Origin of the sequence: Nocardioides sp. NPDC127514, assembly GCF_040302125.1 — a bacterium.
Taxonomy (GTDB): Bacteria; Actinomycetota; Actinomycetes; order Propionibacteriales; family Nocardioidaceae; genus Nocardioides.
The window spans coordinates 217,287-241,540 of sequence record NZ_JBEORF010000003.1 but is presented as its reverse complement, the minus strand read 5'-3'; the positions used below and the strand labels follow the sequence as shown (position 1 = coordinate 241,540).

The 24,254-nt window shown below is 70.4% G+C and carries 24 protein-coding genes and 3 tRNA genes; 14 read left to right on the top strand and 13 right to left on the bottom strand.

Going from position 1 to position 24,254, the window contains the following annotated elements:
• Positions 1-109 precede the first annotated feature (109 nt).
• Both leuD and leuC read right to left on the bottom strand, forming a co-directional pair.
• A complete protein-coding gene (gene leuD, locus ABTX24_RS03915; protein WP_350837549.1) occupies positions 110-715 on the bottom strand; it encodes a 3-isopropylmalate dehydratase small subunit in 606 nt (201 codons plus the stop codon).
• A 3-nt stretch (positions 716-718) separates the two neighbouring features.
• Positions 719-2,131, bottom strand: coding sequence for a 3-isopropylmalate dehydratase large subunit (gene leuC / locus ABTX24_RS03910; protein WP_160024555.1), 1,413 nt, complete (start codon positions 2,129-2,131; stop codon positions 719-721).
• A gap of 143 nt (positions 2,132-2,274) precedes the next feature.
• Here leuC and ABTX24_RS03905 point away from each other — a divergent pair, with 143 nt between their 5' ends.
• Positions 2,275-2,997 carry an IclR family transcriptional regulator gene (locus tag ABTX24_RS03905; RefSeq protein ID WP_008358359.1) on the top strand — a complete coding sequence of 241 codons (723 nt, stop codon included), beginning with the start codon at positions 2,275-2,277 and terminating at the stop codon, positions 2,995-2,997.
• Between the two features lie 98 nt (positions 2,998-3,095).
• On the opposite strand, the gene ABTX24_RS03900 is transcribed toward ABTX24_RS03905, so the two are convergent.
• From ABTX24_RS03900 to ABTX24_RS03890, 3 genes are read right to left on the bottom strand one after another with little or no spacing between them, the layout of a single operon-like run.
• Entirely contained in the window at positions 3,096-3,536 is a 441-nt protein-coding gene (locus ABTX24_RS03900) for a hypothetical protein (protein ID WP_350837547.1), read from the bottom strand.
• Positions 3,536-4,015, bottom strand: coding sequence for a methylated-DNA--[protein]-cysteine S-methyltransferase (locus ABTX24_RS03895; RefSeq protein WP_350837545.1), 480 nt, complete (start codon positions 4,013-4,015; stop codon positions 3,536-3,538). Before ABTX24_RS03895 ends, ABTX24_RS03900 begins: the two co-directional genes overlap by 1 nt.
• A complete protein-coding gene (locus ABTX24_RS03890) occupies positions 4,015-5,502 on the bottom strand; it encodes an Ada metal-binding domain-containing protein (RefSeq protein ID WP_350837543.1) in 1,488 nt (495 codons plus the stop codon). The genes ABTX24_RS03895 and ABTX24_RS03890 overlap by 1 nt, the downstream gene beginning before the upstream one ends.
• A 175-nt stretch (positions 5,503-5,677) precedes the next feature.
• Here ABTX24_RS03890 and ABTX24_RS03885 point away from each other — a divergent pair, with 175 nt between their 5' ends.
• From ABTX24_RS03885 to hutI, 6 genes are all read left to right on the top strand, one after another.
• Positions 5,678-6,835, top strand: coding sequence for an LCP family protein (locus tag ABTX24_RS03885; RefSeq protein ID WP_350837541.1), 1,158 nt, complete (start codon positions 5,678-5,680; stop codon positions 6,833-6,835).
• 17 nt (positions 6,836-6,852) lie between these two features.
• Complete coding sequence (gene hutH / locus ABTX24_RS03880; RefSeq protein WP_502890848.1) at positions 6,853-8,400, top strand: histidine ammonia-lyase; 1,548 nt, start codon at positions 6,853-6,855, stop codon at positions 8,398-8,400.
• An 8-nt stretch (positions 8,401-8,408) separates the two neighbouring features.
• Positions 8,409-10,064: a urocanate hydratase gene (gene hutU, locus ABTX24_RS03875; protein ID WP_350837537.1), complete on the top strand. Its 1,656-nt coding sequence runs from the start codon at positions 8,409-8,411 to the stop codon at positions 10,062-10,064.
• A gap of 130 nt (positions 10,065-10,194) precedes the next feature.
• Complete coding sequence (locus ABTX24_RS03870) at positions 10,195-11,418, top strand: allantoate amidohydrolase (RefSeq protein ID WP_350837535.1); 1,224 nt, start codon at positions 10,195-10,197, stop codon at positions 11,416-11,418.
• A complete protein-coding gene (locus tag ABTX24_RS03865; protein WP_350837533.1) occupies positions 11,415-12,710 on the top strand; it encodes a formimidoylglutamate deiminase in 1,296 nt (431 codons plus the stop codon). The genes ABTX24_RS03870 and ABTX24_RS03865 overlap by 4 nt, the downstream gene beginning before the upstream one ends.
• The gene (hutI, locus tag ABTX24_RS03860) at positions 12,707-13,852 is read left to right on the top strand and encodes an imidazolonepropionase (protein WP_350837531.1); all 1,146 of its coding nucleotides are present in this window, start codon (positions 12,707-12,709) and stop codon (positions 13,850-13,852) included. The genes ABTX24_RS03865 and hutI overlap by 4 nt, the downstream gene beginning before the upstream one ends.
• 1 nt (position 13,853) lies before the next feature.
• Here the strand turns inward: hutI and ABTX24_RS03855 are convergent, their stop codons facing one another.
• Positions 13,854-14,426: a helix-turn-helix domain-containing protein gene (locus tag ABTX24_RS03855; protein WP_350837529.1), complete on the bottom strand. Its 573-nt coding sequence runs from the start codon at positions 14,424-14,426 to the stop codon at positions 13,854-13,856.
• A gap of 18 nt (positions 14,427-14,444) precedes the next feature.
• Here ABTX24_RS03855 and ABTX24_RS03850 point away from each other — a divergent pair, with 18 nt between their 5' ends.
• Entirely contained in the window at positions 14,445-14,984 is a 540-nt protein-coding gene (locus ABTX24_RS03850) for an arsinothricin resistance N-acetyltransferase ArsN1 family B (RefSeq protein ID WP_350837527.1), read from the top strand.
• 21 nt (positions 14,985-15,005) lie between these two features.
• On the opposite strand, the gene ABTX24_RS03845 is transcribed toward ABTX24_RS03850, so the two are convergent.
• The 6 genes from ABTX24_RS03845 to ABTX24_RS03820 form a co-directional block, all read right to left on the bottom strand.
• Positions 15,006-15,078, bottom strand: a tRNA-Glu gene (locus tag ABTX24_RS03845).
• 161 nt (positions 15,079-15,239) lie between these two features.
• Positions 15,240-15,315: transfer RNA gene (locus ABTX24_RS03840), tRNA-Glu, on the bottom strand.
• A 64-nt stretch (positions 15,316-15,379) separates the two neighbouring features.
• Positions 15,380-15,451: transfer RNA gene (locus tag ABTX24_RS03835), tRNA-Gln, on the bottom strand.
• A gap of 134 nt (positions 15,452-15,585) precedes the next feature.
• On the bottom strand, positions 15,586-16,524 hold the full coding sequence (locus ABTX24_RS03830; protein WP_160024566.1) for a CPBP family intramembrane glutamic endopeptidase: 939 nt from the start codon (positions 16,522-16,524) through the stop codon (positions 15,586-15,588).
• A 10-nt stretch (positions 16,525-16,534) separates the two neighbouring features.
• Positions 16,535-18,061, bottom strand: coding sequence for a glutamate--tRNA ligase (gene gltX, locus ABTX24_RS03825; RefSeq protein WP_350716443.1), 1,527 nt, complete (start codon positions 18,059-18,061; stop codon positions 16,535-16,537).
• Positions 18,062-18,072: 11 nt separating this feature from the next.
• Positions 18,073-18,885 (bottom strand): fumarylacetoacetate hydrolase family protein, encoded by an 813-nt coding sequence (locus ABTX24_RS03820; RefSeq protein WP_350837525.1) that lies wholly within the window; start codon positions 18,883-18,885, stop codon positions 18,073-18,075.
• 70 nt (positions 18,886-18,955) lie between these two features.
• On the opposite strand from ABTX24_RS03820, the gene ABTX24_RS03815 reads away from it, so the two are divergent.
• The 3 genes from ABTX24_RS03815 to ABTX24_RS03805 all read left to right on the top strand — a co-directional run bounded on the left by ABTX24_RS03815 (position 18,956) and on the right by ABTX24_RS03805 (position 21,614).
• Positions 18,956-19,801: a 3-methyladenine DNA glycosylase gene (locus ABTX24_RS03815; RefSeq protein WP_350837523.1), complete on the top strand. Its 846-nt coding sequence runs from the start codon at positions 18,956-18,958 to the stop codon at positions 19,799-19,801.
• A gap of 67 nt (positions 19,802-19,868) precedes the next feature.
• Positions 19,869-20,957 (top strand): alpha/beta fold hydrolase, encoded by a 1,089-nt coding sequence (locus ABTX24_RS03810; protein ID WP_160024570.1) that lies wholly within the window; start codon positions 19,869-19,871, stop codon positions 20,955-20,957.
• A gap of 48 nt (positions 20,958-21,005) precedes the next feature.
• On the top strand, positions 21,006-21,614 hold the full coding sequence (locus tag ABTX24_RS03805) for a pentapeptide repeat-containing protein (RefSeq protein WP_350837521.1): 609 nt from the start codon (positions 21,006-21,008) through the stop codon (positions 21,612-21,614).
• Positions 21,615-21,621: 7 nt separating this feature from the next.
• On the opposite strand, the gene ABTX24_RS03800 is transcribed toward ABTX24_RS03805, so the two are convergent.
• Positions 21,622-22,191 (bottom strand): TetR/AcrR family transcriptional regulator C-terminal domain-containing protein, encoded by a 570-nt coding sequence (locus ABTX24_RS03800; RefSeq protein ID WP_160024572.1) that lies wholly within the window; start codon positions 22,189-22,191, stop codon positions 21,622-21,624.
• 111 nt (positions 22,192-22,302) lie between these two features.
• Here ABTX24_RS03800 and ABTX24_RS03795 point away from each other — a divergent pair, with 111 nt between their 5' ends.
• From ABTX24_RS03795 to ABTX24_RS03785, 3 genes are read left to right on the top strand one after another with little or no spacing between them, the layout of a single operon-like run.
• The gene (locus ABTX24_RS03795) at positions 22,303-22,914 is read left to right on the top strand and encodes a biotin transporter BioY (protein ID WP_350837520.1); all 612 of its coding nucleotides are present in this window, start codon (positions 22,303-22,305) and stop codon (positions 22,912-22,914) included.
• Positions 22,911-23,600 (top strand): energy-coupling factor ABC transporter ATP-binding protein, encoded by a 690-nt coding sequence (locus ABTX24_RS03790; protein ID WP_160024574.1) that lies wholly within the window; start codon positions 22,911-22,913, stop codon positions 23,598-23,600. Before ABTX24_RS03795 ends, ABTX24_RS03790 begins: the two co-directional genes overlap by 4 nt.
• Positions 23,597-24,199 (top strand): energy-coupling factor transporter transmembrane component T family protein, encoded by a 603-nt coding sequence (locus tag ABTX24_RS03785; protein ID WP_350837519.1) that lies wholly within the window; start codon positions 23,597-23,599, stop codon positions 24,197-24,199. Before ABTX24_RS03790 ends, ABTX24_RS03785 begins: the two co-directional genes overlap by 4 nt.
• Positions 24,200-24,254: the final 55 nt, after the last annotated feature.

Genomic DNA, 24,254 nt, shown 5'->3' with positions numbered 1-24,254 from the left:
GGGCTGGCGAGCGGCGTACGACCTCGTCGCCGGCCCCCGGCTCAGCCGTGATGCCGCCGAGCGGCTGCGACGAGAGTGCACTCTCGTCGCCCACAACTCACGATTCGATCTAGGCGTGCAGGGTGACCGGCTTGAAGGAGGGCCGGGTCGCCTCGTACGTCGCGATGTCGTCCTCGTGGGACAGCGTGATGCCGATGTCGTCGAGGCCCTCGAGGAGGCGCCAGCGGGTGTAGTCGTCGATGTCGAAGGAGTCCTCGATGGCGTCGGGGCCATCGCCGGCGCGTACGGTGCGCGACTCCAGGTCGACGGTGATCTGGGCGCCCGGGTTGTCGTCGAGGTAGTCCCACAGCTTCTGGACGACCTTCTCGTCGACCTTCGCCGCGAGCAGTCCAGCCTTGCCGGAGTTGCCGCGGAAGATGTCGCCGAAGCGGCTCGAGATGACCACGCGGAAGCCGTAGTCCATCAACGCCCAGACGGCGTGCTCACGCGAGGAGCCGGTGCCGAAGTCGGGGCCGGCGACGAGGACCGAGGCCCCGGCGTACGCCTCGTTGTTGAGGACGAACGTCGGATCGTTGCGCCAGGCAGCGAAGAGGCCGTCCTCGAAGCCGGTGCGGGTCACGCGCTTGAGGTAGACCGCGGGGATGATCTGGTCGGTGTCGACGTTGCTGCGGCGCAGCGGCACGCCGGCGCCGGTGTGGGTGGTGAACTTGTCCATGACTCAGGCTCCAACGGTGACGAGGTCGGCGGGCGAGGAGAGGGTGCCGCGTACGGCGGTGGCGGCAGCCACCTCCGGCGAGACCAGGTGGGTGCGACCGCCCTTGCCCTGGCGACCCTCGAAGTTGCGGTTGGACGTGGAGGCCGAGCGCTCGCCGGGGGCGAGGGTGTCGGGGTTCATGCCCAGGCACATCGAGCAGCCCGCGCCGCGCCACTCGGCACCGGCGTCGATGAAGATCTTGTGCAGACCCTCCTCCTCGGCCTGCAGGCGCACCTTGGCCGAGCCGGGGACGACCAGGAAGCGGGTCCCCTCGGCGACATGGTGGCCCTGGATGATGTCGGCGGCCGTACGCAGGTCCTCCATGCGGCCGTTGGTGCAGGAGCCGAGGAAGACGGTGTCGATGTGCACCTCGCGCATCGGGGTGCCGGCCTCGAGCCCCATGTAGGTCAGGGCCTTCTCGGCCGCGATCTTCTCGTCGGCGTCCTCGAAGTCGTCGGGGCTCGGGACGGCCGCGCCCAGCGGGACGCCCTGGCCCGGGTTGGTGCCCCAGGTGACGAACGGGGTGACCTCGGCGGCGTCGAGGACGATCTCCTTGTCGAAGACGGCGTCCTCGTCGGTGACCAGGGACTTCCAGTGCGCGACGGCCTGGTCCCAGTCGGCGCCCTTCGGAGCCTCGGGCTTGTCCTTGATGTAGGCGAACGTCGTCTCGTCGGGAGCGATCATGCCGGCCTTGGCACCCCACTCGATCGACATGTTGCAGATCGTCATCCGAGCCTCCATGGAGAGCTCACGGATGGCCTCGCCGCGATACTCCACGATGTAGCCCTGGCCACCGCCGGTGCCGGTCTTGGAGATCAGGGTGAGGATCAGGTCCTTGGCGCTGACGCCCTCGGGCAGCGTGCCGTTGACCGTGACAGCCATGGTCTTCGGCTTGTCCTGCATCAGCGTCTGGGTCGCGAGCACGTGCTCGACCTCGGAGGTGCCGATGCCGAACGCGATCGCGCCGAACGCACCGTGCGTGGAGGTGTGCGAGTCACCGCAGACGATGGTCATGCCCGGCTGGGTGAGCCCCAGCTGCGGCCCGACCACGTGCACGATCCCCTGCTCGGCGTCGCCGAGCGGGTGAAGACGTACGCCGAACTCCTCGGCGTTCTTACGCAGCGTCTCGACCTGGGTGCGGCTGACCGGGTCGGCGATCGGCTTGTCCCAGTCGAGGGTCGGGACGTTGTGGTCCTCGGTGGCGATGGTGAGGTCGGGGCGGCGTACCTTGCGGTTGGACAGACGCAGGCCCTCGAAGGCCTGCGGACTCGTCACCTCGTGGATGAGGTGAAGGTCGATGTAAAGGAGATCGGGCTCTCCCGCGGTCGACCGGACGACATGCTCGTCCCACACCTTCTCCGACAAGGTCCTGCCCATGACACGTTCTCCATCTGGCATCTTTGGTCTGTAGTGGCCGGTGGCGGTTCGAGCGTTGAATCGCAATGTCAGATCCGCCACTTCCAGTCTGCTTCTCCGAGCGTAACGTTGCATCTCAGGTTCTGAGAAGTTAGTCTTGCGATATGGACAGTTCCAGCGGTGTGGGCGTGCTCGACAAGGCCGCCCTTGTGCTCACAGCTCTCGAATCCGGCCCGGCGACCCTGGCCGGTCTGGTGGCAGGGACGGGTCTCGCCCGTCCGACCGCACACCGCCTGGCGGTCGCCCTCGAGCACCACCGTCTGGTCGCCCGCGACATGCAGGGACGCTTCGTTCTCGGCCCGCGGCTGGCCGAGCTGTCCGCCGCCGCCGGCGAGGACCGGCTGCTGGCCACCGCCGGGCCCGTCCTGGCACGGCTGCGGGACATCACCGGTGAGTCGGCGCAGCTGTGGCGGCGCCAGGGCGACTTCCGCGTCTGCGTCGCTGCCGCCGAGCGCCCCTCCGGCCTGCGTGACACCATCCCCGTCGGCTCGCAGCTGACGATGCGTGCCGGGTCGGCCGCTCAAATACTGATCGCGTGGGAGGACCCGGAGCGCCTCCACCGTGGCCTGCAGAACGCTGCCTTCTCCGCCGCCGCCCTCTCCGGCATCCGCCGCCGCGGCTGGGCGCAGTCGATCGGCGAGCGCGAGGCCGGCGTCGCCTCGGTGTCCGCTCCCGTCCGCTCCCCCGGCGGCAAGGTCATCGCCGCCGTCTCCGTCTCCGGCCCGCTCGAGCGACTCACCCGCCAGCCGGGCAAGATGCACGCACCTGCTGTCCTCGCTGCTGCCGACCGGCTCTCGGAGTCGCTGCGGCGCGCGGCTGCGGAGTAGGGCGCCGGATGCTCACCGAGGTAACTCGGTGAGCACGCGCTTCCTTCGCGGAGTTCCACGAAGGAAGCGTCACCTGACCGAGGTAACTCGGTGAGCGTTCAGCCGCAGAGCTCCCGAACCGCGTCGCGCACGGCCTTGAAGTCCTCCGTACGCGTCTGATCCTCGGCGGACGCGACGATCACCGCCACGCGATAGTCGTCGAAGAGCGTGGGCTCGGCGTCGTCCAGATCGCCGGTGACCAGCACGACCACCCCCGCCGCGGTGCTCTCGGCGAACCGCACCGACCAGGTCGGCTGCTGGAGCCCGCCGACGCGTTCGATCGTGTCCTTCGCCTGGTCGCTCGACACGTCCTGGTCACACCGCGCCCGGCCGTTGACCAGCACCTCGTTCTCGACCTCGGCGCGGCTCTCGCTGGTCGCGGGCGCCGCGGGCTCGGTGGCCTCCTCCGCGCACGCGGCAAGAGTGGCGAGGAGCGCGGCAGCCGCCACCGACGTACGCCACAACTGCGGTCTCGGACGCCACAACTGCAGTCTCGGCATCAGAAGAGGGCACCGCTCTCCAAGCCCAGCAGGGTCGTCTTGCGGTCCAGGCCACCGGCGTAGCCGGTCAGGGAGCCGTCCGCGCCGACGACACGGTGGCACGGGATCACGATCGGGATGGGGTTCCTGCCGTTGGCGAGCCCGACGGCGCGGGCGCCGTGGCCGGTCAGCGAGAGACGGCCGGCGATCTGGCCGTAGGAGGCGGTCGTGCCGTACTCGATCTGCTGCAGCTGCTCCCACACGCGCGTCTGGAACGCGGTGCCCGAGGGCGCCAGCGGGAGGTCGAAGCTCGTTCGGTCACCCTTGAAGTACTCGGCGAGCTGCCGGGCGCATTCCAGCAACAGCGGATCCGAGTCGGACCGGTCCCCGAGCACCCGGCCCTTGGCATAGTCGGCCGGCATGAAGTCGATCGCGGTGATCGCGCCGTCGTGCGCGACCAGCCGGAGCTCGCCGACGGGCGAGTCGATGAGAGTCCACATCACAGTTTCTCCAAGGCAGTCAGTGAGGTCCACAGATAGAGCAGGGCGTACGAGCGCCACGGCCGCCAGGCGGCGACATCCGCCGCGGGCGCACCGAGCACTTCCAGCGCTCGTTTGATGCCGACATCGGTCGGCAGGAAGACATCGGGATGGCCGAGAGCACGCAGCGCGACGTAGTCGGCGGTCCAGGGACCGACCCCGGGCAGACTGATCAGCTGCTCGTGCACGACGTCGCGGTCGGTGCCGCGGTCCAGCTGGAGCTCGCCGGAGGCGAGCGCCGCGGCCAGACCGGTGACCGCACGCCCACGCGAGCGCGGCATCGGCATGCCGACCGGGTCGGCGGCGGCAAGGGCGTCCGCGGACGGGAACAGATGGGTGAGGCCGTCGATGTCGGTGGCGATCGGGCGGCCGTGCTCGGCGACGATCCCCGCCAGCACGGTGCGTGCACCGGCGACGGAGACCTGCTGCCCCACGATCGTACGCAGCGCGAGCTCGCCCCCGTCGACGGTGCCCGGCACCCGCAGCCCCGGCAGGGCGAGGGCCAGCGGGCCGATCACCTCGTCCCCGGTGAAGACGTCGCCGACCGCACGCGGGTCGCAGTCGGCGTCGAGCAGCCGGCGGGCGCGCTCGACGGCGGCGGTGGTGTCCCGCAGGTCGGCGAGCTTGAAGGTCGCATGGACGAAGCCGGTCTCGCCCTCGGGGATGTCGGCGAGCTCGAGGCGCAGCGTGCCGGGCCCGTTGGGCAGGTCGAGCGTGCGGGCGAACCAGCGCCGCCCGCCGTCGACCCCGGCGACCTCGACGCCCGGCACCATGTGGTCGCGCAGGAAGGCGTGCAGCGCCCGGCCGGCGAACGGGGTGCGGACGGCGAGCCGCAGCGCGATCGTCCCGTCGGCCCGGCGCCGCGATCCACGGCGTCCGCGGAGCTCGGTCGGCGAGGCCGCATAGACCTCGCGGACGGTGTCGTTGAACTGACGTACGCTCGAGAAGCCGGCGGCGAAGGCGATGTCGGCGAAGCCGAGCTCGGTGGTCTCGACCAGCGTCCGAGCGGTCTGTGCCCGGCGTGCCCTGGCCAGCGCCAGCGGACCGGCGCCGAGCTCGGTGGTCAGCAGCCGGGTCAGGTGGCGCGGCGAGTAGCCGACTCGGCGAGCCAGCCCCTCGACTCCTTCCCGGTCGACGACGCCGTCGGCGATCAGCCGCATCGCGCGCCCGGCCAGCGTCGCCGCCACATCCCACTCCGGGCTGCCCGGGGTGGCATCGGGGCGGCAGCGCTTGCAGGCCCGGTAGCCGGCCGCCTGGGCCGCCGCAGCGGTCCGGTGGAAGGAGACGTTGACCAGGGCTGGGGTCCGGGCCGGGCACGAGGGCCGGCAGTAGATCCCGGTCGAGGCCACCGCGGTGTAGAAGATGCCGTCGAAGCGCCGGTCGCGCGAACGAACAGCGCGGTAGCACGATTCGAAGTCGAGTCCGTTCACGCTCGTCGTCCCATCCATGTCCACCATGTTGCCGCGTTCGCAAAGAAATTACGCGCGGTTTTCGGACAGTGCCTTCCTCATGGTTTCACAATGCCGTTACCTGAAGCAGCAACCTCTCGGCTCACTGGCGCGTAGAACCTGTGTGGGCTGCACACGCAGTCGGTCTGCTCACGCGGGCCAGCGAGGGAGGGTGATGAGGACCGAAACGAGGTCGGGGACACGTACGGTCGTGCTCACCGTCGTGGTGACGATGCTGTTCCTGGCGGTCGGCACCGGGATCGGCACCTGGGCGTTCTACGACCACCTCAACCGCAACCTCGGCTCCGGAGGCGACATCCACCACCTCGTCGACGAGCCGGAGAGCGAGGACGAGGGCCCCAAGCAGCCGCTCAACATCTTGATCCTCGGCACCGACGGACGTGACTGCGAGGGCTGCTCGATCGACGGTGAGGGTGGCTCCGGCGGCTCCGACAGCACGATCCTGCTCCACGTCTCCGCCGACCGGACCTCGGCCTACGGCGTCTCCATCCCCCGCGACGCGCTCGTCGACCGGCCGGAGTGCACCGCCCCGGACGGCACCACCATCCCCGAGGCGAGCGGCGTGATGTGGAACGAGGCCTACTCCCTGGGCGGCCCGATCTGCACCGCCCGCCAGACCGAGCTGCTCACCGGGATCCCGATCGACCACTACCTCGCGCTCGACTTCGCCGGGTTCCGCGGGATGGTCGACGCGGTCGGCGGCGTCACGATCTGCATTCCGGAGGCGATCGACGACGAGGAGCACAACATCTTCCTGCCCGCCGGCACCCACAACCTGCGCGGCAAGCAGGCCCTCGACTACGTACGCAACCGCTCCTCGACTCCCAACGCCGACCTGGGCCGGATGCGGCGTCAGCAGTACTTCCTCACCGCCCTCGCCACCAAGGTCCTCTCCGCCGGCACCCTGACCCGCCCGCGGCGCCTGGCCAGGTTCGCGACGGAGCTCTCCAAGAGCATCACCACCGACATCGGCTCCGTCGCCGGGCTGGCCGACCTGGCCGGCGAGATGCGCGACCTGGATCCGTCGAGCATCGAGTTCGAGACCGTACCCAACCGCGCCTACCCTCCCGGCGACCCCAACTGGGGCCGTCTCGAGATCCTCCCGAAGGCTGACGAGCTGTGGGAGCGGATGCTCGAGGATCGTCCGCTCCACGACGCGACGACGACGTCCGCCGCCCCTTCGCCCACGACCTCTGCCTCACCGGCGAATCCCGAGGTCAGCGCCTCACCGGACGAGGTTCCGGCCGACTCGGTGAGCCCCGAGGACCAGGAGAAGGACGCCGCCGACAACGGCCTGTGCTCACCCGCCTGAATGTGATGTGATCCACTCTGGTCATGACCTACACCACGGTTCCCGTCGGGGTCGGTGCCCTCACCTTCGATCAGGTAGTCGCCGTCGCCCGTCACAACACCCCCATCACCCTGACCGACGAGTCGCTGGCCGCGATGGCCACGAGCCGCGAGCTCATCGAGTCGCTGGCTCACGACACCCGGCCCCACTACGGCATCTCGACCGGTTTCGGCGCCCTCGCCAACACCTCGATCCCGCCCGAGCACCGCGCTCAGCTGCAGGCCTCGCTGGTCCGTTCGCACGCGGCCTCGTCGGGCGCCGAGATCGAGAAGGAGGTCGTACGCGGCCTCATGCTGCTGCGTCTCTCCACCCTCGCCACCGGGCGGACCGGTGTGCGCCCCGAGGTCGCCCAGACCTACGCCGCGCTTCTGAATGCCCAGATCACCCCGGTGATCGGTGAGTACGGCTCGCTCGGCTGCTCCGGCGACCTGGCCCCGCTGGCGCACTGCGCGCTCGCGGCGATGGGTGAGGGCGACGTACGCAACGCCGACGGCGACCTCGTCCCCGCCGCCGACGCGCTGGCGGCCGCGCGGGTCACCCCGGTCCAGCTGCGCGAGAAGGAGGGGCTGGCGCTGATCAACGGCACCGATGGGATGCTGGCGATGCTCGTCCTGGCGCTCGCCGACCTCGACGACCTGGTCGCCACCGCCGACATCGCCGGAGCGCTCAGCATCGAGGGCCTCCAGGGCACCGACAGCGTCTTCGCAGAGGACCTCCAGGCCCTGCGCCCGCACGCCGGCCAGGCGACCTCGGCGGCCAACATCCGTGCCGTCCTCGCGGGCAGCGGCATCGTCGCCGACCACCGCGGCACCGGGTTCACCCGGGTGCAGGACGCCTACTCGCTGCGCTGCGCGCCTCAGGTCCACGGCGCGGTGCGCGACACCATGGCCCACGCCGCCCGCGTGGCCGAGACCGAGCTCGCCAGCGCGGTCGACAACCCGGTGGTCACGCTCGACGGCCGGGTCGAGTCCAACGGCAACTTCCACGGCGCGCCGATCGGCTACGTACTCGACTTCCTGGCCATCGCCACCGCCGACCTCGCCTCGATCTCCGAGCGCCGCACCGACCGCTTCCTCGACAAGTCGCGCAACCACGGGCTGCCCCCGTTCCTCGCTCACGACCCCGGCGTCGACTCCGGGCACATGATCGCGCAGTACACGCAGGCCGGGATCGTCTCCGACCTCAAGCGCCTCGCCGTCCCGGCATCGGTCGACTCCATCCCCACCTCCGCGATGCAGGAGGACCACGTCTCGATGGGCTGGAACGCCGCCCGCAAGCTCCGCCGCGCGATCACCGGGGCGCAGCAGGTCGTCGCCATCGAGATCCTCACCGCCGCCCGCGCGATCGACATGCGCGCCCCCGAGCGTCCCGGCCCTGTCGGCGCCGCGCTGGTCGAGGAGATCCGCAAGCTGGTCCCCGCGCCCGGCCCGGACCGCTTCCTGTCCCCGGACATCAAGGCGGTCGTCGGCCTCGTCGCCGACGGCACCCTTCTTTCCCGTGCGCGCTCGCTCACTTCAGTGATGTGATGAGCGACATGAGCGAACCACGCACTGTCCGCGCACCGCGCGGCCCCGAGATCACCGCCAAGAACTGGCAGACCGAGGCCGCCAAGCGCATGCTGATGAACAACCTCGACCCGGAGGTGGCCGAGCGTCCCGACGACCTGGTCGTCTACGGCGGCACCGGCCGCGCCGCGCGGTCATGGGAGGCGTACGACGCGATCGTCCGCACCCTCGACGAGCTCGAGGCCGACGAGACCCTGTTGGTGCAGTCCGGCAAGCCGGTCGGCGTCTTCCGCACCCACGAGTGGGCACCCCGGGTCCTGATCGCCAACTCCAACCTCGTCGGCGACTGGGCGACCTGGCCGGAGTTCCGGCGGCTGGAGTCGCTCGGCCTGACCATGTACGGCCAGATGACCGCCGGCTCCTGGATCTACATCGGCACCCAGGGCATCCTGCAGGGCACCTACGAGTGCTTCGCCGCCATCGCGCGCAAGCGGTTCGGTGGCACGCTGGCCGGCACCGTGACCCTGACCGGCGGCGCCGGCGGCATGGGCGGCGCGCAGCCGCTCGCGGTGACGCTGAACGAGGGCGTCGTGATCGTCGTCGACGTCGACGCGGCGCGTCTCCAGCGCCGTGTCGACCACGGCTACATGGACACCGTCGCGTCGTCGCTCGAGGACGCGCTCGCCCAGGCCGAGGAGGCCAAGAAGTCCCGTACGCCGCGCTCCATCGGCCTCGTCGGCAACTGTGCCGCGGTCTTCCCGGAGATCCTGGCGCGCGGGGTCGAGATCGACATCGTCACCGACCAGACCTCGGCCCACGACCCGCTCTCCTACCTCCCGCTCGAGTACACCGTCGAGGAGTGGGCCGCGCGGGCCGCTGAGGATCCTGACGACTTCACCGAGAAGGCGCAGGCCTCGATGGCCAAGCACGTCGAGGCGATGGTCGGGTTCATGGACCGTGATGCCGAGGTGTTCGACTACGGCAACTCGCTGCGCGAGGGAGCCCGCCTGGGCGGGTTCGCGAACGCGTTCGCCTTCCCCGGCTTCGTCCCCGCCTACATCCGAGCGCTCTTCGAGGAGGGTCTGGGCCCGTTCCGGTGGGCGGCGCTCTCGGGTGACCCCGAGGACATCGCCAAGACCGACCGCGCGATCGTCGACCTTTTCCCCGAGAACGAGGGCCTCAAGCGCTGGATCACCCAGGCGGGCGAGAAGGTGCACTTCGAGGGCCTGCCGGCGCGGATCTGCTGGCTGGGCTACAAGGAGCGCCACCTCGCCGGGTTGAAGTTCAACGAGATGGTCGCCTCCGGCGAGCTCTCGGCGCCGGTCGTGATCGGTCGCGACCACCTCGACTCCGGCTCCGTGGCCTCGCCCTACCGCGAGACCGAGGCGATGAAGGACGGGTCCGACGCGATCGCCGACTGGCCGCTGCTCAACGCGCTGCTCAACACCGCCTCCGGCGCGAGCTGGGTCAGCATCCACCACGGCGGCGGTGTCGGCATCGGCCGCTCCATCCACGCCGGCCAGGTCTGCGTCGCCGACGGCACTCCGCTCGCCGCGGAGAAGATCGAGCGGGTCCTGACCAACGACCCCGGCACAGGTGTCATGCGCCACGTCGACGCGGGCTACGAGCACGCGCGCGACGTCGCTCGTGAGCGGGGACTCAACGTCCCGATGCTCGACGCCTGATCAATGTTCGCCTCGCCGAGTCGGCGCATCCTGACCACAACCCCTGCCGAGTCGGCCCGTCATGACGAGCCGACTCGGCAGCGGGGATCGTCAGGATGAGCCGACTCGGCAACAGAAGTAGAGGAAGACCGTGAGTTTGGATGTCGTAGAGCTGCTCGACGAGATCGCCGGGATCGGCCGCGATCCGGTGCGCGGCGGCTATTCCCGGCATGTCTACGAGCCGGCCGAGCTGGAGCTGCGCGAGTGGTTCCGGCGTACGTCCGCAGGGCTCGGCCTCGAGGTCGAGACCGACCGCAACGGCAACATCTGGGCTCACTGGGGCGGCGGGGGCGGCGCGATCGCGATCGGCTCCCACCTCGACTCGGTGCCGGGCGGGGGCGCCTACGACGGACCGCTCGGGGTCGCCTCGTCCCTGGCCGCGGTCTCGGCGCTGATGGAGGAGGGCTTCGTGCCGGCTCGGCCGGTGACGATCGCCGCGTTCGGCGAGGAGGAGGGCTCGCGTTTCGGCATCGCGTGCCTGGGCTCGAAGCTGATGACCGGTGCGCTGTCCGGCGAGGCGGTGGCGGCGCTCACCGATGACGCCGGGGTGACGTACGCCGAGGCGTGCGGAGCGGACGGGATCGACCCGGCGGGCCTGGGCCGCGACGAGGAGCGGCTGGCGAGCCTGGCCGCGTTCGTCGAGCTCCACGTGGAGCAGGGCATCGGCCTCGCCGATCTCGATTCCCCGGTCGCCGTGGCCTCGAGCATCCTCGCCCACGGCCGCTGGAAACTGGTCTTCTCCGGCGAGGGCAACCACGCCGGCGCGACCCGGATGCGCGACCGGCGCGACCCCGTCGCCGCGATGGCCGCCGCGGTCCTGGCCGCCCAGCGCATCGCGTCGGCCCACGACGGGGCCGACTCCGCCCGGGCCACGATCGGCCGCCTCACCCCGATCCCGGGCGGCACCAACGTCATCGCCTCCCGGGTGGATGCCTGGCTCGACGTACGCGGCGACACCGACCCGCAGACCCGAGCCCTCCTCGAGGAGATCCTGGCGGCGTCCCACGGCACCGCGGAGGAGCACGGCTGCACGCTGGAGGTGACCGAGGAGTCGTACGTCTCCACCGTCCATTTCGACTCTGACCTGCAACAACGCCTGGTCGGCGCGCTGGGTGGAGTGCCGGTGCTCGCCACCGGCGCCGGCCACGACGCCGGCATCCTCGCCGCCGAGATCCCCACCGCGATGCTCTTCACCCGCAACCCCACCGGCGTCTCCCACTCCCCCTACGAGGCCGCCACCGACGACGACTGCCGGGCCGGGGCGAGGGCGCTCACCGACGTCGTCCGGCTGCTGGCGAGCGAGACCCGCGGATGACCCGGATCCATGCCGAGCGGGCGCTGGTCGAGGGCCGCGAGCTCACCGACGTCCTGATCGAGGTGTCCGAGGGCCGGATCACCGCGATCACCCCCGGCGGGAGCGCCGAGGCCGCCGACCTCCGCCTCGGCACCGTGCTCGCCGGCTCCGGCAATGCTCACTCCCATGCCTTCCACCGCGCGCTGCGCGGCCGGACGCACGACCAGGGTGGTGACTTCTGGCGTTGGCGCGAGCAGATGTACGCCGTCGCCGACCGCCTCACTCCCGACTCCTACGAGCGCCTGGCCGAGGCCGTTTTCGCCGAGATGCTGGTGACCGGCTGGACCACCGTCGCGGAGTTCCACTACGTCCACCACCGCCCGGACGGGACGCCCTACGTGGACCCCAACGCGTTCGGCACTGCGCTCACGAGGGCCGCGAGCAGCGTCGGCATCCGGCTGACCCTTCTCGACACCCTCTATCTGACCAGCGCCCCGGGCAAGCCGCTCCTCCCCGAGCAGAACCGCTTCGGAGACGGCACCGCAAAGGCCTGGCTCGAGCGCTGGCAGCAGCTTCATCAGACGCACGCCGTCGGCGCGGCCATCCACTCGGTACGCGCCGTCTCCCCCGACGACATCGCACTGGTCGCCGAGCGGCTGCCCGCCGAGGTGCCTCTCCACGTCCACGTCTCCGAGCAGCCCGCGGAGAACGAGCAGTCGCTCGCCGCGTACGGACGGACGCCCACCCAGGTCCTTGCCGACGCCGGCGCGCTCTCCCCGCGCACCTGGCTGGTCCACGCCACGCATCTGACCGACGCCGACATCGCCCTCATCGCAGCCAGCGGCGCCGGGGTGGCGATGTGCCCGACCACCGAGGCCGACCTCGGCGACGGCATCGGACCCGCCCGCGAGCTGGCCGACGCAGGCGTACGCATCGCGCTCGGGTCCGACCAGAACGCGGTCATCGACCCGTGGCTCGAGGTGCGCGGCCTGGAAGCCGGCGAACGGCTGCGCAGCCGCCAGCGCGGACGCTTCTCCCCCGCCGACCTCGAGACCGCCCGCGCCGGCTCCGGCTACGCCGCCTCCGGCCTCCCGGGCGGCCTCCGGATCGGAGCCTGCGCCGACCTGGTGGAGATCGACCCCGATTCGGTACGCACCGCCGGAGCCGCCCTCGACCAGCTCGCCCTGGTGGCGACCGCCACCGACGTACGTCGCGTCGTGGTCGGCGGGCGTGTGGTGGCCGAGGAGGGTCGCCTGGCCGACGGTCGCGACCCCGCCACCATGTTCACAGAAGCACTGAAGGAGCTCGGATGAGCCTGTTGCTGACCAATGTCGGCGAGCTGACCACGCACACCGAGGAGCACGGCACCCTCCACGACGCCGCCGTGGTGATCGAGGACGGCCGGATCGCCTGGATCGGCCCTACCGACCGCGCCCCGGCGGCGGACACGAGGGAGGACCTCGACGGTCGCGCGGTGCTCCCGGGCTGGGTCGACTCCCACACCCACCTGGTCTCGATGGGCGACCGCGCCGAGGAGTTCGTCGACCGGATGGCCGGCCGGCCCTACGAGGCCGGCGGGATCATGCGCACCGTCGAAGCCACCCGCGCCGGCACCGACGACGACCTCCGCTCCCGGGCGCGCTGGCTGCGGGAGGAGGCGTACCGCGGCGGCACCACGACGATCGAGGCCAAGACCGGCTACGGCCTCGACGTCGAGACCGAACAGCGCCTGGCCCGGATCAGCGCCGAGCATGCCGAGGTGGTCACCTACCTCGGCGCTCACGTCGTTCCCGCGGGTGTCGACCGTCGCGCCTACATCGACCTCGTGACCGGCCCGATGCTCGCCGCCGTCGCGCCCTATGCGACCTACATCGACGTCTTCTGCGAGCAGGGCGCCTTCGACGTCGAGGAGTCCCGCGAGATCCTCGAGGCCGGCCGCTCCGCGGGGCTCGGCGTCAAGCTCCACGGCAACCAGCTCGGCGAGTCCGGCGGCGTCCGGCTGGCTGTCGAGCTGGGCGCGACGAGCGTCGACCACTGCAACCACCTGAGCCCGGCGGACGTCGACGCGCTCGCCGGGTCGGATACCGTCGCCACGCTCCTTCCCGCCTGCGACCTCTCCACCCGCGAGCCCTTTCCCCCGGCGCGCGAGCTGGTCGACGCCGGCGTCACGATCGCGATCGCCTCCAACTGCAACCCCGGCTCGTCGTTCACGACCTCGATGGGGTTCTGCGTCGCCACCGCCGTGCTCCAGCAGCGCCTGACCTTCGAGGAGGCTCTCTGGGCCGCGACGGTCGGCGGCGCCACCGCGCTCGGGCTCGGCGACTCGGTGGGACGGATCAGCGTGGGCGGCCGCGCTGATCTGCAGGCGCTCGACGCGCCCTCCGCCAAGCATCTGGCCTACCGCCCCGGGGTTCCGCTCACCCACAAGGTCTGGAGCAGCGGCAACCCGGTCTGACTCACCCGCGCCGCTTGCCGATCACCACCAGGTAGCGGCAGGGCTCGTCGGTCGGGTTGACGAAGACGCAGTCGGCAGGCGGTCCGAGCTGCAGGCAGTCACCCGCGTCGAGCTCGTGGACGAGGTCCCCCTCGACGAACCGCAGATGCCCCGAGAGCACCCAGATCTGCTGCTCCTTGAAGTGGTACGCCGAGGCCGGCGAGGCCACCGACGCACCGGCCGGGAACTCCACCTCGACCAGCTCCAGGATCCCGTGCGCGGGCGGTGAGACGGCGCGGCGTACGTAGCCGGTCTCGGGGTCCGTCCACTCGGTCTGCTCCGCGCGCCGGGCCACGCGCACGGCATCCCCCTCGGCCCGCGCGATCAGCTCCGACAGGGTCAGTTCCAGCGCCCCGGAGAGCCGGGTGAGCAGGACCGCAGTCGGCTGCGCCTCGCCCCGCTCGATCTTCGAGATCATCGCCCGGGACACCCCGGACGCCTCCGCGAGCCCCGCGACGGTCATCCCGAGCGACTCCCGCGCCGACCTGATGTTGGACGCCAGGGCCTCACCGAACTTGTCACTATCGTCTGTCACGCGACTACTATAGGAGACATGCCTCCTGCCTGGACCATCCGCCACGCGACGACCGCGGATGCCGCCGCCTGCGCGGCGATCTACGAGCCGTACGTCCGCGACACCGTCATCTCCTTCGAGACCGAGCCGCCGACGACCGAGGAGATGGCGCGCCGCATCGAGTCGTCCCTGGCCGAGCACGCCTGGCTCGTCCTGGAGACCGAAGGCGAGGCAGGCCCGGAGGTGCTCGGCTATGCGTACGCCACCCAGCACCGCACCCGCGCCGCCTACCGCTGGGCCTGCGACGTGTCCATCTACCTCGACCGCGACCGGCGTGGCAACGGCGCCGGCAAGGCCCTGTACGCAGCCCTCTTCCCCCACCTGAAGGAGCGCGGCTTCCACCGCGCGCTCGCCGGGATCGCTATCCCGAACGAGGCCAGCCTCGGGATCCACCGCTCCTTCGGCTTCACCGAGGTCGGGACGTACCGCAGGATCGGCTGGAAGTTCGACGCCTGGCACGACGTCACCTGGATGCAGCTCGACTTGGACCCGGAGAACCAAGAAGCCCCGAGTCAGTGACTCGGGGCTTCCCGTGCGTTGTACCCCCGACCGGATTTGAACCGGCGTTACCGCCGTGAGAGGGCGACGTCCTAGGCCGCTAGACGACGGGGGCTTGCACTCCTGCGATGACCTTTCGGCCTCGCGGGCAGGAGAAACATTACCGGATGACCAGCCGATCCCCCACATCGGGACCCCTCCATGCCGCGGCCACATCCGCGCCTCCGGCGGAAATAGCGAAGAGCCCCGAGTCAGTGACTCGGGGCTCTTCCTGCGTGGTACCCCCGACCGGATTTGAACCGGCGTTACCGCCGTGAGAGGGCGACGTCCTAGGCCGCTAGACGACGGGGGCTTGCAGGCGGGTGAAACCTTAGCGAACCGCTTCGGTGACTCCCAAATCCTCCGAGGAGGATCCGCTGGGCTACTAGGACTCGAACCTAGAATAACTGGACCAGAACCAGTCGTGTTGCCAATTACACCATAGCCCATCGTCTTGGTTGACTTAGCCTCAGAGGCCGCCAACAAGAGCGATCTGGCCCTCAGGATTTCTCCCTCGAACCGAGAGGAAACATTACCGGCGAGGGCCCCAGGCTACGAAATCGGCACGCGCCTGGCCCCATTTTCAGGCGCTCTTGGTCGTGGTCGAGAGGCCCGCCGATCGCGCGGCCCACACGGTCAGCGCCAGGAAGACGCCCGACTGGACCAGGGTGACCGGGATCCGCCACCACGACCCCTCGGTGGTGTTGAGCACCGTCGAGATGTCGCCGAAGGCCACGGCCATGCCGAGGCTGACGAAGTTGTTGAGGACATGCATCGCGATGCCCGCCTCGATGCCGCCGGTGGCGATCACGCAGATGCCGGCGACGATGCCGAAGGCGAACCGGTCCAGGAACAGCGGCAGGTCCTGGGAGCCGTGGGCGAAGGCGAACAGCAGCGCGGTGATCGTCACCGAGACCGTACGGGCGCCCATCATCCCGCCGAAGAGCGAGCCGAAGGTCTGGAAGATGTAGCCGCGGAACAGGTACTCCTCCCCCGCCGCCTGCAGCGGGGTGAGCAGCACGATCACGAGCACGAAGTCGCGCATCGTGCTGGTATACGGGTTGAGCGTGCTGGGCCCGAGGTCGTCGCCGGGGATCGGCAGCCGGGAGGCGATGATGACCGTGACCACCATCGTGATCGCCGCGATCCCGAGGCACTGCAGCAGCCACGGCCAGCGGATCCGCCGCTCGACCGAGGCCAGCCACCCCGGACGCAGGCCGTGCAGCGCCCAGCACAGCAGCATCGCCGCTGGGATCGCCCCGGCCAGCGAGAGCAGCAGGAAGGCCAGCGACTCCGGGGTGACGTTCTCGACGTCGGAGACGTTGGCCATGCCGGTGGCAACGTTGTCGCCGGTGAGCATGAAGAAGAGCTCGAACCCGACCAGCACCACCGCCGGCGAGACGAAGAAGACGCACAGTCCGATCAGGATGAGTCCGATCAGGGGCCGCCCCCAGCCACTGCGCCCGCTGCGCTGCACCTGGTAGTACGCCAGTCCCGACGGCGGCTCCACGACCGTGCTCATCCTGTCCGACCTACTTCCCGAGAACCGCCTTCAGGCGCCCCAGCGTACGCTCCCGACCGAGCAGCTCCATGGATTCGAACAGTGGCGGGCTGATCCGCTTGCCCGTCACCGCGACGCGCACCGGGCCATAGGCCTTGCGCGGCTTGAGCCCGAGACCGTCGATCAGGGCGGCGGTCAGGGCGTCCTGGATCTCGGCCGTCGACCACGCGTGGAGACCCACGAGCGCGTCGTACGAAGCCCGGACGACACCCAGGCCCTCCTCGTCGAGCAGCTTGGCGGCGTCCTCCTCGTCGAGCGCGAAGTCGGCCTCCGGGACGAAGAGGAACCGCAGCATGTCGGAGGCCTCGCCCAGCTTGTTGATCCGCTCGGCGACCAGCGGCATCGCGGCCTCGAGCATCTGCGCGTCGGCATCGTTGACCGGGTCGCTGATGATCCCGTCGGCCTTGAGGTAGGGAATCACCCGGTGGGTGATGTCCTCGACCGGCAGCAGCCGCATGTGGGAGGCGTTGATCGCCTCCGCCTTCTTGATGTCGAAGCGGGCCGGGTTCTTGACCACGTCGTGGATCTCGAAGGCCTCGACCATCTCCTCCATGGTGAAGATGTCGCGGTCGGCCGCGATCGCCCAGCCGAGCAGCGCGACGTAGTTGAGCAGCCCCTCCGGCAGGAACCCCTCCTCGCGGTACTTCAGCGCGTGCGCCTCCGGGTCGCGCTTGGAGAGCTTCTTGTTGCCCTGGCCCATGACGTACGGCAGGTGGCCGTACTCCGGTGCCCGCTCGGCCAGGCCGACCTCGACGAATGCGTCGAAGAGCGCGATCTGCCGAGGCGTCGAGGACAGCAGGTCCTCGCCGCGGAAGACGTGGGTGATGTTCATGGTGGCGTCGTCGACCGGCGCGGTGAGCGTGTAGAGCGGGTCGCCGTTGGCGCGCGCGAGCGCGTAGTCGGGGACGTGCTTGGTCTCGAAGGTCACCTCGCCGCGGACGAGGTCGTTGAAGGTGATCGAGCCGTCGGGCATGCGGAACCGCGGGACCGAGGAACGGCCCTCGGCCTCGTACGCCTTGATCTGGTCCTCGCTCAGGTCGCGGCAGTGGTTGTCGTAGCCCTGGGCCGGGGCCTCGCCCTTGATCCCCTCGGCCTTCGCGGCCTTGTAGGCGGCCAGGCGCTGCTCGTAGCGGGCGGTGGTCTCCTCGCCGGTGCAGTAGCACTCGTAGACGTGGGACGAGGCGCGCAGCCGGCCGAGCGCGTCGGCGTAGATCTCCGAGCGCTCCGACTGGCGGTAGGGGCCGTAGGGGCCGCCGACCTCGACGCCCTCGTCCCAGTCGAGGCCGAGCCAGCGCATCAGGTCGATGAGCCCGTCGTAGGACTCCTGGGTGTTGCGCGCCTTGTCGGTGTCCTCGATACGGAAGACGAAGGTGCCACCGTGGTGGCGGGCGAAGGCCCAGTTGAACAGGGCGGTGCGGACCAGGCCGACGTGGGGCGACCCCGTCGGCGAGGGCGCCATCCGGACCCGGTAGTCCTTGGGCTCGAGTGAGCCGGTCATTCCATTGCCAGTCAACGCTGTGCCACCTTGTTGGTCAGAGCTCCGAGCCCCTCGACGAAGATCTCGATCTCGTCGCCGGGCTCCATGGGGCCGACACCCTCGGGGGTGCCGGTGAGGATCACATCGCCCGGCAGCAGCGTCATCACGCTGCTGATGTGGGCGATCAGCTTCGGGATGTCGTGGACGAGGTCCTTCGTGGACCCGTCCTGGACGACGTCACCGTTGAGGAAGGTCTGGATGCGTACGCCGGCGGCGAGCTGCTCCGGCTCGACGTCGGTCTCGATCCAGGGGCCGAGCGGGCAGAAGGTGTCGTAGCCCTTCGCCTGGGAGAAGTGCTTGAGCCGCCGCTGGATGTCGCGCGCGGTGACGTCGTTGGCGACCGTCATCCCGTAGATGACGTCCTTCACCTTCTCCACCGGTACGTCGCGGCAGATCCGGCCGATCACGATCGCGAGCTCGCCCTCGAAGTGGAGGTCCTCGACCCCTGCCGGCCGCTGGATCGCGTCGCCGGGACCGCAGACCGCGGTGTTGGGCTTGATGAAGAAGAGCGGCTCCTCCGGCACCTCGTTGCCGAGCTCGGCCGCGTGCTTGGCGTAGTTGCGGGCGACCGCGACCACCTTGCTGCGCGGGATCACCGGCGCGAGCAGCTTGACGTCTTCGAACTTGTGGACCTGGTCGGTGATGTTGACACCCGAGAACAGCGGGTCGCCCTGGAGCGCGACGACGGTCGCGTCCTCGCTGAGCTGGCCGTAGCCGTCGAGGTCCCCCATGACGACGCCGAACTGGGGCTCGCCACCCTTGGTCGTGAATCTGGCGATGCGCACGTGCTGAGCCTATCCGGACCCGTCGCCACGATTCACTTCACTATGCGCCGCCTTCGTAGGCTTGTACGTCGTGGAGGTGCTGTCGCGTTCGGAGTGGACCGCTCGCGCGGCCGCTCACCGCGCGCGTCTGGCGCCCTATGTCGAGCCGCATCTCGCCCGCCGCGGCGCCCGGGTCAAGCACCCGGTCAACGACTTCCTCTTCACCTACTACTCCTACCGGCCCGCCCAGCTGCTGCGCTGGCACCCGGGGTTCGGGGTCGTCCTGGACGATGCGGCGGAGTACGAGTCGCTGCGCGGCTACGCCTCCGGCACGGTCTCCTCCGGCTTCCTCGCCGACAAGCGCCTGCTCGTCGAGACCCTCCTCAAGCTGCTCCGCGCCACCGCCTCCCGCGACGCCAACTTCGGCTGCTTCGGCCTCCACGAGTGGGCGATGGTCTACCGGCTGACCCCCGAGCAGGTACGCCACGCCGACTGGCCGCTGCGGCTCGGCACCACCGGCACCGACCGGGTGGTCGAGTCCCACCGCATCGCCTGCAGCCACTTCGACGCGTACCGCTTCTTCACTCCCCCGGCGGCGCCGCTCAACACCCTCTCCCCGCGCTCCGACGACCGGGCGGCCTTCGAGCAGCCGGGCTGTCTGCACGGCAACATGGACCTCTACAAGCACGCCTTCCGGCTCTCACCCCTGGTCTCCTCCGACCTCGTCGCCGACTGCTTCGAGCTCGCCTGGGACATCCGCACGATGGACATGAAGGCCGCTCCGTACGACCTCTCCGAGCTCGACCTCGACCCGATCCGCATCGAGACGGCCGCCGGGAAGCAGGAGTACGCCGCCGCTCAGCGCGCCTTCGCCGAGCGCGCCGCCCCGCTCCGCGAGCGCCTGATCACCGAGTGCGAGCGACTCATCGAGGCGTAACAGACGTCACACACCGTGCGCGCTCCTCCCGGCGTGACCCGGGAAGGCGGGTTACGTTAAGCCCACAATGGCCATCCTCCCCCACCCCCGACAAGCTGCCGCCTCGATCGCCACCACGGTCGGCGCCGCCGCGGGGAACGTCGCGCACTCGCTGCTCTACGGCGGGCTCGCCGACCTGCGGCCGATGCCGCGTACGTTGATCGACGACGGCAACCGACGCGAGCTCTACCACTACCGGCCGGTGGCGGGGACGACGCCGGAGGGCGACCCGGTGCTGCTGGTGACGCCTCTGGCGGCGCCGGCGATCTGCTACGACCTGCGGCGCGGCTGCTCGGTCGTCGAGCATCTGGTGGGGACGGACCGGCCGACCTACCTGGTCGAGTACGGCGAGGTGAACTTCGCCGACCGCAGCCTCGGCATCGAGCACTGGATCGCGCACGTCGTGCCGGAGGCGATCCGGTCGGTCTCCGAGCACGCCGGCGGGCGGCCGGTGCACGTGGTCGGCTGGTCGCTGGGCGGGATCTTCACGATGCTCGCCGCCGCGGACGCCCCCGACCTCCCGATCGCCTCGTTGGCAGTGCTCGGCTCGCCCTGCGACGTACGTCAGGTGCCGTTGATCGCGCCGTTGCGGCCGCTGCTCAACCTGCCGCCGGGCAACCTTGTCACCACGGCTTACCAGGCCTTCGGGGGCGCCCCGAAGCCGCTGGTCAGGTGGGCTTTTCAGATCTCCTCGGTCGACAAGATGTTCACCAAGCCGGTCGCGAAACTGTCCAACCTGGCCGACCGCGAGTTCCTCGCCCAGCTGGAGGCGGTCGACCGGTTCACCGACAACATCATCGCCTACCCGGGGCGTACGTTCGGGCAGCTCTACCACCACTTCTTCCGCACCAACGCGCTGTTCAGCGGGCAGATCGACCTCAGTGACGAGCACTCCGTCTACCTGCGCGACGTCAAGCAGCCCACGCTCGTCGTCGCCGGTGCCAACGACGGCATCGGCCCGGTCGCCTCGGTACGGCCGCTGGTCGACCTGCTCACCGGCGCCGAGGAGCTCCGCTTCGAGATCGTCCCCGGCGGCCATCTCGGCCTGCTCACCGGCCGCGCCGCCCGGGACAACACCTGGCCGCTCCTCGACGAGTGGTTCACCCAGCACGACTGAGAGCCCGCGCAGCCGGAAATGTCGGTGGCGGGTGGCAGGGTGTGCGCCATGCCGAACCCACCCGCCGAGGCGATCGACGAGCACTTCCGCAGCGAGGACTGGTACGCAGCGGACCTCACCGGGGCTCGGTTCGTCGACTGCGTCTTCACCGATGTCGATCTGACCGAGGCGACGACGTCGGCGGCGCTCTTCGAGAACTGCACGTTCCACGGCGGCCGCTTCAACGCCTCGACCCATGTCGGGTCGGCGTTCGTCGGCTGTGACTTCCGGCGTACGAACTTCTTCGACTCGACCTTCGAGGGCTGCAAGCTCAGCGGGAGCGAGTTCTCGAACTGCACCCTGCGGCCGCTGAAGGTCACCGGCGGCGTGTGGCGCGGGGTCTCGTTGCGCGGCGCCAACCTCGCTCGGCTCGACCTGTCCGGGCTGGACCTCCGCGACGCCGACCTGTCGCTGGCCGACCTCACCGACGCGGTCCTGCGAGACACCCAGCTCGACGGAGCCACGCTCCAGGAGACGACACTGCACGGTGCCGACCTCCGCGGGGCCGGGCTCGACCGCGTCGACCTCACGGCCGCATCGCTGCGCGGCACCAGACTCGACCTCGCCGGCGCCGTGATGCTCGCCGAGCAGCACGGAGCGGAGGTCGACTCCGTCTGAGCGTCCCTCAGCGGTCGGCCGAGGCCTCGCGGACGGCCTTGGCCATCGAGATGCCGGCGGCGATCAGGCCGAGGCCGGTGACGAAGTCGTCGGTGTCGCGTACGTCGTCCTCGATGGCGCCCGCGGCGGCGGCCTGGAGGTGGGTCTGCTCGTCGACGGCGTGACCGTAGACGAAGTGGAGCAGCGTGCGGGCGGCGACCGGGGCGAGATCGCCGAGGCCACCGTCGCTCAGCGCCGCGACGAGGTCGTCGTGGGGCTGGGTCGCGCCCAGTCCGAAGGCCCAGACGGTGGCGACGACCTCGGCGCCGTCGCGGTAGGCCAGCAGCGAGTCGCGCAAGTCGGTGCAGATGCCCGTGACGCGTACGTCCCAGGCGCCCGACGGCTCGTGCCGCCCCCGGAGCAGGATCTCGTCGGCCACCGCTGCCAGCAGGGACTGCTTGTTGGCGAAGTGGTGGTAGAGCGCGCTGGGGCGTACACCGAGCTCGGTGCCGAGCCGACGCATCGTCAGGTCGGCGAGACCGTAGTCGTCGAGGACCTGCAGCGCGCGGGCGACGACGTCCTCACGGCGGTATCGCATGTTGCTCCCAGGGGCCGGGTAGTGGGACGAAGTGGACGAAGACGTACGTCGACCTTAACCTGAACACCGTTCACCTGACCAAGGTTCAGGTCTGAGTACGCAGGAGCGAGTATGACCGAGTCCCCTACCAGTGCGACGTCGACCCCGGAGGCCGACGAGTCGAAGCCGGCCCGTTTCACCACCACCGACATCGCCCTGATCGCCGCGTTCACCGGGCTGATCTGCGCGTCCACCCTGGTCGGCGACATCCCGACCGGCACCGCCGTGCCGATCACCCTGCAGACCTTCGCGGTCGCGCTCTCCGGCGCGCTGCTCGGTCCCCTGCGTGGGTTCCTGGCCGTCGCTCTCTACCTGCTGCTCGGCGGCATCGGGCTGCCGGTCTACGCCGACCACACCTCCGGCTTCGCGAAGTTCGCCGGGATCTCCGGCGGCTACCTGATCTCGTTCCCGCTGATGGCGGCGCTGGTCGGCTTCCTGGTCAAGTACGTCGCCGGGCCCGCCCGCACCCGTGCCGTCGTGGTGTTCCTGTGCTCGATCGCCGGCTCGATCCTGATCGTCCACCCTCTCGGCATCGCGGGGATGATGATCTACTCCGGCGAGCCGCTGAGCACCGTGTGGAAGTGGGACCTGCCGTTCTGGTTCGGCGACCTGGTCAAGACCGGGCTCGTGGCGATCGTCGCGGCCGAGGTGCACCGAGCCTTCCCGAACCTCCTGCGCCGATGATCGAGCTCGACGCCGCCACGGTCGCGCTTCCGGAGGACGAGGGCGGCCGGGTGCTGCTTTCCCCCACCTCGCTGACGCTCACCGAGCGCCGGATCGCGATCATCGGCGGCAACGGCTCCGGGAAGTCGACGCTCGCCAGGCTGCTGAACGGCCTGGTGTCCACGACCTCGGGCCGCGTCCTGGTGGACGGCCTCGACGTCGCCCGCAAGGGCAAGGAGGTACGCCGCAGGGTCGGCTTCTGCTTCACCGACCCGGCCGCTCAGCTGGTCATGCCGACCTGCGTCGAGGACGTCGAGCTGTCGCTGCGGCGGCTGGTGCGCTCCTCGTCGGAGCGGCACGCCCGGGCTCTCGAGGTGCTGGCGCGGTTCGGGCTGGACGGGCTGGCCACGCAGTCGGTGCACACGTTGTCGGGCGGGCAGCGGCAGCTGCTCGCCCTGGCTGGCGTGCTCGCTGCGGAGCCGTCGATCGTCGTCGCCGACGAGCCCACCACGCTGCTCGACCTGGCCAACACCCGGCTGGTCGCCGACGCGCTCTTCGCGCTCTCGCAGCAGCTCGTCCTGGTCACCCACGACCTCGACCTCGCCGCGCGGTGCGACCGCGCGCTCGTCGTTGCCGGCGGGGCCGTGACCTTCGACGGACCCGCCCCCGAAGCCGTCGCGCACTACACGCAGTCGGTGGGCGTGTGAGCTACCTACTCGGCGCCTACCTGCCCGGCGACAGCCTCCTGCACCGGACCCCCGCCGGTGCGAAGCTGCTCGGGCTGCTGGTGTTCAGCACACTGCTCGTGGTGCTCCACGGGCTGGTCGCCACCGGGGTGCTCTTCGGGATCGCGGTCGTGGCCACGCTCGTCGCCCGGCTGCCGATGCGGCAGGTGGGACGGGCTGCCCGCGGCGTACTCCTGATCGCGCTCGTCCTCTCCGCGCTCCAGGGCTACGCCCACGGATGGCCGCGGGCGGTCGAGGCCGGCGTCGACCTGATCTCCCTCGCGCTCGGCGGTCTCATCCTCACCGCCACCACCGAGGTCAACGCGATGCTCGACCTGTTCACCCGGCTCATCACGCCGCTGAAGCCGATCGGCGTGAACCCGGACGGGGTCGCGCTCGTGATCGGCCTGGCCATCACCAGCATCCCGGCGAGCATCGCTCTGCTCCTCGAGACCCGCGATGCGGCTCGCGCTCGCGGGATCCGGCACCCCAGGGCGTACCTCTCCCCCTTCGTCATCCGCGTCGTCGCCCGCGCCCACGAAACCGGCGACGCCCTCAAGGCCCGCGGCCTCGGCGACTGACCCCCTGCCGAATCCGTAGTTCTGTCGCGCGAATCTGTAGTTGTGGGCGACGGAG